The organism is Dyella subtropica (genome assembly GCF_026283965.1).
Lineage (GTDB): Bacteria > Pseudomonadota > Gammaproteobacteria > Xanthomonadales > Rhodanobacteraceae > Dyella_D > Dyella_D subtropica.
In genome coordinates this window covers 44,846-55,119 of sequence record NZ_JAPDPD010000029.1, presented here as the reverse complement: position 1 = coordinate 55,119, position 10,274 = coordinate 44,846, and the positions used below count along the sequence as shown (strand labels likewise).

Genomic DNA, 10,274 nt, shown 5'->3' with positions numbered 1-10,274 from the left:
CAAGCCAAGCTCAACGCCGTGGCTCGACAGTTGAATGCGCGTCCGAGAAAGACCTTACACTTCGAAACACCGGCCGAACGGTTTCATCAATCTGTTGCAACGACCGGCTGAATCCGCAGTCGAAAGCGGACCTAACAGGAAATTGTTGTCAGGTCGCTACTTTGGTTGCCTGACGACTTCCGCGCGCTCGTAGACCAACCGGAATGCCCAGAAACATCCCGAGCAATAGCAGGCTTGCGCACGTAGGGCCAAAGTTCATGGAAATGAACTTGGGAAGGCTTGCAATGATGATGCTGAGGCCCGCGCCGGCACCCACTGACATACTCATCCATCGTCTCGGGGCTGCGCGAAGGACGGCCAGGCTCACCGCATAGCCAAAGAATCCGGCGAAGCTCCCGGCAATGCAGAAGCTGCGCAAGATCGCACCAAAGTGAGCCAGCTGGTAGGTCGACAGTCCGACGGGGGGTGAAACAAGCCACGACGCTGGCAGACAGACAAGAATAGAGCCCCAAAAGAACCAGATGGCTGGGTAGTACAGTCGCTTCAGTTCCATAACCCCTCTTGAGCTTCAACGAAACCCCATGCTCCTCGATTGCAACTTCCCCTAATGTCTGCTTAGGGTCGGAAGCGGACACTCCGACCCAACGTTAAGCCAACATGATTTCCGGGCCAATAGCTCGCAGTGAGGCGAGCTCCAGTTCGGAATAGCTACTATTGAACAGAACCAACGATTGCAGCCCAGGAGTGCCCGCAACCTTCGCGACAGCCGACAGGAACAGTTCGGCCGCATTGAGCGCTATCTGTTGGACTCCTCGAAGTTCGACAAGTGGCAACACGTCTGCGTCGGTGATGGCGACGTTTGCCATGAACGCGACTGTAAAAACCTCAGTCTCCCATACATAAACACCCCCACGAGCTTCGACATTCGCGAGGATCGCTTCATTCGAACTCATGAAATCTCCCTTTGAAAGTGTCCGCCACGGGTCGAAAGCGGAACTTGTAAATGTCGCTGCTTGGAACAACGCTCAAGTCCTAACTGATCTGCTTGTACATCAGACTCGTTATCCCAGAGGCGGGTGCACGAGTGTTTAACTCCAAGCTCCCCATCTTCTCAAAAGCGTCCAGCGATTCCTTAAGTACTGACAACCTAAGGATCCGCTCGGTGCGATTGGCCGTAACTACGCTTACGAGAATTTCCACGCCATCGAGCGTCGCCAAGTACTTGTGCCGTAGCAACGCCACTACTCTCTTGCAAGCTGCAGGAACAACTTCCTTTCTAAGATTCTCATTGTGGAAGAACACTGCAACAAACAGATAGCTTCTCGCATGACCCTTCGCGAAGGGCATGACGATCGCCTGAGGAGGGGCAGCGTTGATCAGTCCACATAGGAGCGCATCGCTTTGCAGACAATTAACTACCGCCAATAGATCAACATCATTGCTCATGAAATGGCCTGAAAGGGTTCTATGGGAGCCGACGTGGCGGCGGAATCACCGTCTCCGGTATGGACGCTGCGGCTCGGGAGAGGCAAGGTCCAGATGCCGAAGACGGGGAGGAGTTCATATACGGACATTGGATCCCGCTTTTAAACAAGGCTGATATCTTCCAAAGTGATATGCCGTTCCGATCCGTCCCCGCTCACGATGAGCTCAACTAGGACTGCCGGACCTTCGGGCATGCGGGCGACGTATTCAACAACGGCGAACAGGTTCGTGGCGTTTGGTTTGAAGTACTTAACGGTTTGCCACGGAGTCGCTTGCTCAAGCTCCTGATCGGCCTGAGCTAGACAGGAAGCGAGGTCAACCTCAATCGCATCCGAGACCTTTCGATCGTAGGCCAAGGCATAGCCAAAGCGATCAGCCAATGCACAAAAGTCCCTGCCAACAAGCAAGGCGGCAGCTTCGGCGCCAATGCGCAACAAAGATTGTTGGTCGGTCTGATCTTCCGTGAGCAACATGCCGTTACACCCCTAAATTTTTGGTCCGCTTCGGGTCGAAAGCGGACCTTTCAGTTGCGACGAAAGAACGTCATCGCTGCGTAGGCGCGCTCACTCCCCAAGGCGTCGACCTTCGACATGGTTGCCTTGTCGCGCCGTAGAGAAAATCGACTAAAGATCTTCCCACAGCACTGAGATGATCTGCCAATGATCGCCGACGCGGCACAGCTGCACAAATTTCCGCCCTTCGCCGCAATAAGGTGCCCCATGTAACGTCCCAGCTTTTCCATAACGGGATTGCCGATTGGCTATGTTGCCCAACACCGTCGTTTCGGCTTCGATCTCCCATTCATGAAAATCGACCAGCGTGCCGTTCTTCAGCATCGTGAGGCGAGGCGCAATGAATTCGTCGACGGTCCAGGACTCGACGCCGTCTGGAGACACGCGCGTGACCCGCCCGTTCGGCAGGAACATGCGCCGTACTTCCGCCGTCGTCGGCAGTTGCGCTCCGCGATTGTCGAACGCCGCGTAAAAGGCCGCGATCAACTCATCGATGGCGGCGTGCTTCGGTTTGTCCATACCCACTCCCTGCCAATGAGAACAACAACCCGGCTCGACGATAGCCGCTTGCCGGGCCCTATCCAGCCCGTGCGCCAACGTGAGCGGTAGAGCCGCACCGGAGCGCAGCTAGGCTTTCTCCGGCCAGAGTAGCGCCTGAGCGACTATCACATGCTCGCCGTTGAACGTCGCCGCTGGAGAACCGTACAGCGTGTAGCCAAGGTTCAACGCTTCCGAAACGCGGTGGCAAAACGCTGCGTCATCCTTGCCCGTGAGCAATCGATATCGCGGAAGACCATCGGGTGGCGAATCAGACAATGGGAATACTGCTTCAGTCACTGCGCACCGAAGGCGCTTTCGTCGAGGGGAGTGCCTGATGAGATGCGCACTCGCCCCTTGGGTGAAATATGGGCGTGGTGGAGATGTTCTGCCAGCAGTACCAGGCGATGAGAACAGCAAGCGCAGCAATGGCGAGAAGAAAGTAGGCTCGCCTTCGCACGGCAACGCCACGCTGGATTTTGGTGCGCTGAAACACCCAGGTGCCGGGCGGAGGCGATTGGCCGTGTCGCAGAAGCTGGAGAGCGTTCCATGTGGAGAGAAAAGCGACGAAAAGGAACGACACCAAGACGCTGATCAACAGACCGCGCCACCAGGGAAGCTGGTCGCAAAGGGGAAGCGAATGGATATAACCAAGGAGCGCGGGTTGCAGCCAAAACCGGTACGAGATGGCGAGCACGACGCCTATCACCAAGAGCACGATCAGGCTGCGACGCCCCTGAGGCGTTGGCTCGATGAACTCATCGGTCATGCGCATCTACCTGCCGAATGGACGGACCGTTGGATCCGGTTATGCATCCCTTGTTGCGCTCAAAAATCGCTGCGCAGCCCCTTTGCTAGCTGGAAGCCTATCGGTGCTTATGCCAGCTAACAACCATGCGTATGGTCGGACGAAAAAGGCGACTCAGGAAATGTCTGTTTCGGATCGGAAGGGACTCTAGGATCGGAAAAGAGGGCAAGCTAGCTTGCGGACATCGCCGCGCCAGAGGAATTCGGCGCGATATCAATGCACGGTGTTGGCGGCTTGAGCCTCATCCTTCATGTATGCGGTGCTGAGGGTGACGTGCTGTTGAGCAATGGGCAAAAGAGTCGGGTAAAACTGCACGAAGGTCGTGTCCACCGCGCCGTGTGCGCTATGACAGCTATAGCAAGCCTGCGTCAGCGGGATTTGCTTGGCAGGCGATTGGCCATCGATACCGAAAAATGCCCAACCTCCTTGAAAACGCGATGTGTCCTTAACGTGCACTTCCATACCGGTGATAGCGCCACTTTGAAAGTGGCCGCGGTGATTGATTGATCCTTTTGCGGAAGAGCTGCGCACTTCAAGAACAAACTGCGTCTTGTCTGGCCAGGTTCCCGTCTTGAGGAACGCACGATAAGCCTCAGGATTGACAAAGACGTTATCGAAAACAGGCTGGCTTGATGCCATGGCCTTTTCGTTATAACTCATGTCCAGACCCGAGCTTAGAAAGACCCATTCGCGATAGTCCGCCGGCGGATTCAACCGGCCATCGGACGTGTAGGAGGGTGCGTGTGAGTACTCCGCAGACCCGTCGCCCATTGCTACAGATGCCTGGGCGGCGAGTGCCATTGCAATCAGCGCAGAGCGATAGATTGTTGCCTTGACCATAACGGTTACGCTCCCTGTTTGTTGTCGAAATTTCGACGCCAACAAAGCAACAGTTCTAAGCGCCCTGGCCTGGCCGAATCTCGCGCTCAGGGCGCAGATACGCCGACGCATGCTCCCGTTGCAGATCTATACGGTCAATGAGCCATTGGTAATGTCCGCAGTCGAAAAGCAGACATGGCCAACCTGCCGGCACCACCCGTCCGATGGCAATCCAGGCCTTCGCGGGAATGCTGGTCAACACCGGCAACTTGGTCAGCCCTTTCCGGAAATGGCGTTCAGTCCGACCGGAATCCGCAGTGGGCATTACCAGCTCGGCGATGGCCTGGCTGACCGCAAGCTCCGAATCCGGACCAAGGAGCATGTAACTATGATGAGCCAATCGCTTTCTCACCATCGTTACATGACAGCTCATGCCTCTCTCTGACGCCAAGGCGGTGAGAGATGGTTGGAAATCCGTCGATGTACATCCAATCCAGGCTGAGGAAACGTAGAGCAAGCACCGCGCCACCAGTCTCGGGCCGGGCCGAGACATGCGCCACCGATGATCTTCTTTGCCTCATTTTGTCATTGTAATTCATGGTGTTAGGAAGATTCTGTCCGGCCGCAAATCCGCCGTGCGCGCCCTCGACAGGTAGTCAGCCTTCCTCGCCCCTCCACGCGGGGAGAGCACAAGGATGTGGTCTGTTCCGGGGAGCGAGGAAAGCCGAGTCATCCCATTTCGCAAGCTCCGCGTAAGTTTGTTATGACCAAAAACACCTGGTCGTCACGAAAAATTGGCATAACTAACCAAATTTTGATCACCCGGGAGATCGATTCGTTAGACTCGTCGGGCCAGCGATACCCGGTGCGTCATCTCCCGGGTCTGTGCGGTCCGGCTTTGTCCAGGAAGGGCGGAATCGTTCAAGTCGAGGAATGCTTCCGAGACTTGCTTCGATCATCCATGTGGTTTTCGCCGCTTTCGCTGGCTTTCCCAACGGTGGTTTCAGCCTCCTCCTCTTGCATAAGCGCCAGGGGATAGGGGAACCGTTGTATGGACGATCTCCACCAGTGCTCGGATGAGCACGACTAAGCCCGGCTCCGCAAACTTTTTCCGCGGCGTCGTCGTCATGTCGTGGCAAACCATTTGTGTCATGGCCACTACTCCTAACCGGGTAAAGGATCGCCCCAGTACGTGAAAACTATTAAATGAAAAAACTTACGAATTCTGCAAAAACTCTTCTTACGCCACTTGCTGCTGCTGTTGCTCTCTTTGCTGCATCAGCCCCGCTTTCGCTGAACGCCAACGCCCAGGCGGCGGCGACGATCAAGGCACCGATCTACGGTGTCACCCTGGACGACCTGTCCAATATCAATGCGATCATCCCGTCGCTGACCAAATTGCCTTACAAGCCCACGGTTCGCGTGGTGTTCGATCCCGGCACCTCCGCTGCCGAGTACTACCCCGCCTTGGTCAAGCTGCACACAGTGGCTTACGTGATGGGCGAGATCATGGACTCCTACTATTTCCCGTCCGACATCGACACCTACACGGCGCGCACCAATGAGCTGGTCCATGGCCTGAACGGCACCGTCGACGTTTGGGAAATCGCCAACGAGATCAACGGCGAATGGCTGCGTCAGGATCCGAGCGGCGACGACGCCACCGTCAACGCCGAAGAGACCGCGATTGGCCAGATGGTCGACGCCGCCAACACGATCGTGAAGAGCGTCGGTGGCAAGACCGCCGTCACGCTGTATTACAACGACGACAGCAAGGGCAACAATTGCTGGCAGTTGCCCCAGGATTACTGGAAGAGCTGGGCCAGCACCTTCCTGTCGGCTCGCGTTCGCCAGGGTGCCGACTACGCGCTCTTCAGCTACTACCCGTACCAGGATTGCACGGGACTGTCACCCTCGTGGGGCGCCGACTTCCACGCGCTCGAGAGCATCTTCCCGAACGCCAAGGTCGGCTTCGGCGAGATCGGTACGTCGAGCACCTCCGCGCCCACCTATATCCAGACGGGCCTGATCAAGAAGTACTACCCGATGGTGAACACCTTCAACGATCCGAAGTTCATCGGCGGCTTCTTCTGGTGGAACTACGCCGAGCAGATGGTTCCGTACACCAAGTCGTACTGGAACGTGCTCGACCAGACCATCGCTCCGCTGAAGGCTCCGCAGTAAGTCATCGACCGTTGCTTGTCATGGACGGGGGTGCCTACTCACCTTCGTCCGCAAGCGGTTTGACCGTGAAACAGAACGCCTCCCTCGGGAGGCGTTCTGTTTTTTGTACTCACACTCCAGATAGATGATGTCGCTCCATCCGTCATTCGTGCCGCAGCAGCGCCGCCATTTCGGGCAGATAACGCAGCTCGAAGAAGACGCTGTCACCCTCGCATGGCGCACGTTGGGCCAATGCCGCACTGGCTTCGGCGTCAGGCAGTGCCGAAGCGGTAAACGCCTTGTCCCCGCCGGTCTGGCGGAAGATTTCGAAGACGATGCCACGCGCATGCGGCCCCGCGCATTGGCTGGCCGCGCCGAGATACAGCTCACGCTCCCACTTCAACAGGCGCCCGGTACCCGCGCCGTCCTGTATCCATGCGCGCACGCCGCTGCGTTGCATGTCGCCCAATAGATCGGCATAGCCCGATGGTGTCATTCGGCCAGTGAAGAACGAAGTCACGTAGATCGGTCGCTGTGCGATCCGATCCAGCTGACGTCGTTCCGTGGCGAGATAGCCCAGCAATAGCTTGCGTGCCTTGGGATCGGGCCATCGCTTATCGTCGATTTCGATGGGCAGGTACCAGCCAGCGATCGCATCCTCACCCAGGTCGTCGGCCCACCGGCGGGCCACCGCAGCGTTGCGGCGCGACAGCGTTTGCAGGTAGTCGTCCAAGGCCGCCGCCGCCGCCTCCTGGCGCTGGAAGAACGCGGGATCGCTGCCCAACCCCAGCACGATACGCAAGTTGGCGGCGCGCGCTTCGCGTACGCGCTGCAACAGCCACGCATGCCCGGCGGGGTCGCCGAACGCATCGCCGTACTGCGTCCACTGCACCACCAGCGTGTCGAAGCCCTGCGCATGCACCTGCGCAAACAGCCGCGGCCACTGCGCTGCCGCTACCCCGCGATCGCGCAATTGCGGCTGGTAGAAAATCGCTGTGGTCGCACTGGCCAGCAGCGGCGCCAGCAGCAGCGACAGTCCAACCCACCAACGCAGCATGTGTCTCACCATTGTGTCCTCGCGATCAGGAAGATCGCATTGTTCTCGCGCAGGTAGGTGGTGAAGGCGTGTTGCCCCTCCAGCGCCACGCTGAAGCGATGCGGGTAGGCGTCGTAGCGGGTTTCGCCGTACCAGAGATTCCACTGCACGCCGACGCCGGCACGCGCATCGCGCACATAGCCTGCGCCGTGCGCGCGGTCGATGCCGGTGTACTGCAGATGGACGTAGGGCTCGATGGTTTGTCCCTCGACCAGTTTGCGATGCCAGCCCAGCTGGTAGTCGGCGGTGAACACCGTTTGTTTGGCGCGCAGGTAGCGGGCGATGTCCACGTAGAAGTTCTGGCTGAACCAGCTTGGCCCGGTGGCATGCCAGTCGTCGCTGAGCCGCGGACTGAACGCCCACGATCCGCTGGCGCGCAGCATGGTGTCGTTGCGGGTGTTGCGGCTGTTGCCCATCGGCGTCTGCTGCTCGACGGAGAGCACGATGTTCTGCGAGCGCAGCGGTTTCCAGTGCAGGCCCACGCCGAGCATCGGCGAATGGATCGGCCACACCGCGCCGCTGCCGCCGCTGCCGGCGAACACGCGGGCGTAGGCAGCCAACGTGTTGGCATCGCCGCCGGTGAGGTGCGGATCGAAGCGGTACTGCGCTTCGAGTTGCATGTAGCTGCGATAGGAGAAGCCCGGGTGCGCCGTGTTGGCGGCCGAGGAGACGGTATTGCCCAGCGTCATGTCGGCGTTGAAGCGCCACTTGCGGCCTAGGTCTTCGTGCAGGCGCCGCAAGGTGTAGCGCTGGTCGTCTTCGTCCTCTTGCGCCTTGCCGCTCGGGCTGCCGGCATCAATGGCGGGACCGAGCTGGTCGATCGCTTGCGCGGCGTAGACCTGTGCTTGCGCGTTATCGCCGAGCTGCTGGTGCACGTACAGCAACTGCCGAGTCATGGCGGTGTCGTCGGGGTTGGCCTGGTGCGCGCGTTCGAACTGCACCACCGCCTTGTCCGGCGCACCCACTTGCATATAGGCGTAGCCCAGCGAGGCCGCCAGCTTGCTGTCGTCGGGTGCGAGCACGCTGGCTCGCTGCAGCGAGGCCAGCGCCTGCTGCGGTTCGCCGGCCTGGCTTTGCAAGGCCGCCAGGCGCGCGTAGTACTGCGGGTCGGGGCGCATCGCCACGGCGTTTTCAAGGTCGGCACGCGCCAGCGATGGATCGCGCGGCTCGTCGGCCTGCGCGCGCAGCCACCAGTACGTGTCGTCTTGCCGCCCGCCCTGCGCTGCATAGGTATCCAGCCAGGAACGCGCGACGGCCGGTTGGTCGATGGTGAGCGCGGTGGTCGCGGCGGCGATCAAATCGGTGAGTTGCATGCGCGTCGCCGGCAGCGAACGCCAGGCTTGCAGCGCCGTCGCATAGTCCCGTGCGCTGAAGGCCTGATAGGCCAGCGCGCGGGTGGTGTCGCTGTCGGGCTTGCGCTGGTTGGCCTCAGCGTAGGCGTACTCGGCCAGGCCGGGCCGATCGTTGCCATAGCAGTCGCCGAGCTGCCGCCACAGCGCCGCGGGATAGTCCGGCGAATGGTCGGCCATCACCTGGCGGATGCCATCGCAGTCGCGCAGCGCGCTGAGGATGGGAATTTGCGCCACGCGCAGCGACACGCTTTCCAGTGGCCGCTCCAGGCGCGCGCGATCATCGGATGAAAACAGCTTCGGTTGCCCGCTGGCTAGTACGGCCAGGCGAGCAAACAACGTCGCCGCGCGCGGGTTGCCGGCAAACGGATACGCCGCCAGCAGCAGGTGCTTCGCTTCGTTGCGTGCGCCGGCTTCCATCAAGCGATAGCTCAGTGGATCAAGCAGGCGATGGCCGTCCGGTTGGGCGATCAGTGCTTCGGCCTGCTGCCTGGCCTCGGCATGCCGGCCCTGCTGCAGAGCAAGGCTGAATCGGTCCTCGCGGAAGCTTTCGCCAGGCAGTCGCGACAGCATGCGTTGGGCCATCGCGCTATCGCCGCGCGCCATGGCCAGCGGCACCGAAAGCTGTGCCTGCAACGCGGCGTTGGCGGGATAGCGCGCGGTGTAGCCGGCCAACAGCTCCGGTCGATCGCGCGCAGCCAGCGCGAGCAGGTTCACCCATTGCCGCTCGTCCTTCTCACTGGCGAATGCGGGTTGGCGCGGTGCCATATAGGCCGCCAACAGCTTGCGCTCGCCGCTGTTGCTCAACGCCTGCGCCATGGCCAGGTCATACGCCGGTGCATCCAGCCCGCCGCGCGATTGCAGCTGGCGGGCCTCGCCCAGCTTGCCGAGCTTGAGCAGCAGATTGAACCATTGATCACGTTCGTCGGCGCTGAGCTTATCGCTGGCATCCAGCTCGGCCAGTTGCGTCTCGGCCCGGGGGGCGTCTCCGAGGTAAATCGCGCGCTGGACCAGTGCATGGCGCAAAGCACGGCCTTCCGTGCTGCGCGCGAAATCCGGCGCATCGAGTTCCGCCTGTGCCTTGGCGAGATCGCCCGCCTGCAAGTCGTCGAAGCCGCGCTGGGCGCGACACACCGGCCGGTTGTCCCGGCCACAATCGACGGCGGGGGCTGCCGCCACAGTCTTGGGGGCGCGCAGTCGTGGATCGGCCGGCGTGTAGCGGCGTTGTTCGTCCAGCACCGCCTGCGCACGCGCCGCATGTCCGAAATGCCGATACACCTCGGCCAGATCCAGTGCGGTGTCGATACTCTGCGGCGCCAGCGCGCGTGCGCGCTCGAATTCATCGACAGCGGCGCGCTCGTCGCCGGCCCGCATCGCTGCGTAGCCGGCTTGCCGGTGCGGGTACACCATGAATTGTTGGTAGCGGCTGGCGTTTCCGGCCGACTCCTGGCCTGCGGCGCAGAGCGGCCACGCTGGCGCCATCACGAACAACGCCATTGCACATC

At 60.4% G+C, this 10,274-nt stretch carries 11 protein-coding genes; 1 reads left to right on the top strand and 10 read right to left on the bottom strand.

All coding sequences use genetic code 11. The features are described 5' to 3' along the window. Positions 1-148 precede the first annotated feature (148 nt). From OUZ45_RS19725 to OUZ45_RS19690, 8 genes are all read right to left on the bottom strand, one after another. Positions 149-553, bottom strand: a complete 405-nt coding sequence (locus OUZ45_RS19725) for a hypothetical protein (RefSeq protein ID WP_266172038.1) — start codon at positions 551-553, stop codon at positions 149-151. Positions 554-647: 94 nt separating this feature from the next. Beyond that, a complete protein-coding gene (locus OUZ45_RS19720) occupies positions 648-953 on the bottom strand; it encodes a hypothetical protein (protein ID WP_266172037.1) in 306 nt (101 codons plus the stop codon). 79 nt (positions 954-1,032) lie between these two features. Then, positions 1,033-1,446, bottom strand: coding sequence for a hypothetical protein (locus OUZ45_RS19715; protein WP_266172036.1), 414 nt, complete (start codon positions 1,444-1,446; stop codon positions 1,033-1,035). A 140-nt stretch (positions 1,447-1,586) separates the two neighbouring features. Next, on the bottom strand, positions 1,587-1,958 hold the full coding sequence (locus tag OUZ45_RS19710) for a hypothetical protein (protein WP_266172035.1): 372 nt from the start codon (positions 1,956-1,958) through the stop codon (positions 1,587-1,589). Between the two features lie 150 nt (positions 1,959-2,108). Further along, the gene (locus OUZ45_RS19705) at positions 2,109-2,516 is read right to left on the bottom strand and encodes a hypothetical protein (protein WP_266172034.1); all 408 of its coding nucleotides are present in this window, start codon (positions 2,514-2,516) and stop codon (positions 2,109-2,111) included. 108 nt (positions 2,517-2,624) lie between these two features. Further along, positions 2,625-2,834 (bottom strand): DUF1737 domain-containing protein, encoded by a 210-nt coding sequence (locus tag OUZ45_RS19700; protein ID WP_266172033.1) that lies wholly within the window; start codon positions 2,832-2,834, stop codon positions 2,625-2,627. Next, on the bottom strand, positions 2,827-3,303 hold the full coding sequence (locus tag OUZ45_RS19695) for a hypothetical protein (RefSeq protein WP_266172032.1): 477 nt from the start codon (positions 3,301-3,303) through the stop codon (positions 2,827-2,829). The genes OUZ45_RS19700 and OUZ45_RS19695 overlap by 8 nt, the downstream gene beginning before the upstream one ends. A gap of 252 nt (positions 3,304-3,555) precedes the next feature. Then, positions 3,556-4,293, bottom strand: a complete 738-nt coding sequence (locus tag OUZ45_RS19690) for a cytochrome P460 family protein (protein WP_266172031.1) — start codon at positions 4,291-4,293, stop codon at positions 3,556-3,558. A 1,074-nt stretch (positions 4,294-5,367) separates the two neighbouring features. On the opposite strand from OUZ45_RS19690, the gene OUZ45_RS19685 reads away from it, so the two are divergent. Beyond that, positions 5,368-6,345, top strand: coding sequence for a hypothetical protein (locus OUZ45_RS19685; protein WP_266172030.1), 978 nt, complete (start codon positions 5,368-5,370; stop codon positions 6,343-6,345). A gap of 142 nt (positions 6,346-6,487) precedes the next feature. Here the strand turns inward: OUZ45_RS19685 and OUZ45_RS19680 are convergent, their stop codons facing one another. Both OUZ45_RS19680 and OUZ45_RS19675 read right to left on the bottom strand, forming a co-directional pair. Next, the gene (locus OUZ45_RS19680) at positions 6,488-7,381 is read right to left on the bottom strand and encodes a DUF4434 domain-containing protein (protein WP_266172029.1); all 894 of its coding nucleotides are present in this window, start codon (positions 7,379-7,381) and stop codon (positions 6,488-6,490) included. A gap of 5 nt (positions 7,382-7,386) precedes the next feature. Continuing rightward, a complete protein-coding gene (locus OUZ45_RS19675) occupies positions 7,387-10,266 on the bottom strand; it encodes an NfrA family protein (RefSeq protein WP_266172027.1) in 2,880 nt (959 codons plus the stop codon). Between the last annotated feature and the right edge of the window lie 8 nt (positions 10,267-10,274).

Coding starts and splice junctions, on each gene's coding strand:
- OUZ45_RS19725 (WP_266172038.1), bottom strand. CDS start 553: ATGGAACTGAAGCGACTGTACTACCCAGCCATCTGGTTCTTTTGGGGC.
- OUZ45_RS19720 (WP_266172037.1), bottom strand. CDS start 953: ATGAGTTCGAATGAAGCGATCCTCGCGAATGTCGAAGCTCGTGGGGGT.
- OUZ45_RS19715 (WP_266172036.1), bottom strand. CDS start 1,446: ATGAGCAATGATGTTGATCTATTGGCGGTAGTTAATTGTCTGCAAAGC.
- OUZ45_RS19710 (WP_266172035.1), bottom strand. CDS start 1,958: ATGTTGCTCACGGAAGATCAGACCGACCAACAATCTTTGTTGCGCATT.
- OUZ45_RS19705 (WP_266172034.1), bottom strand. CDS start 2,516: ATGGACAAACCGAAGCACGCCGCCATCGATGAGTTGATCGCGGCCTTT.
- OUZ45_RS19695 (WP_266172032.1), bottom strand. CDS start 3,303: ATGACCGATGAGTTCATCGAGCCAACGCCTCAGGGGCGTCGCAGCCTG.
- OUZ45_RS19690 (WP_266172031.1), bottom strand. CDS start 4,293: ATGCGTCGGCGTATCTGCGCCCTGAGCGCGAGATTCGGCCAGGCCAGG.
- OUZ45_RS19685 (WP_266172030.1), top strand. CDS start 5,368: ATGAAAAAACTTACGAATTCTGCAAAAACTCTTCTTACGCCACTTGCT.
- OUZ45_RS19680 (WP_266172029.1), bottom strand. CDS start 7,381: ATGCTGCGTTGGTGGGTTGGACTGTCGCTGCTGCTGGCGCCGCTGCTG.
- OUZ45_RS19675 (WP_266172027.1), bottom strand. CDS start 10,266: ATGGCGTTGTTCGTGATGGCGCCAGCGTGGCCGCTCTGCGCCGCAGGC.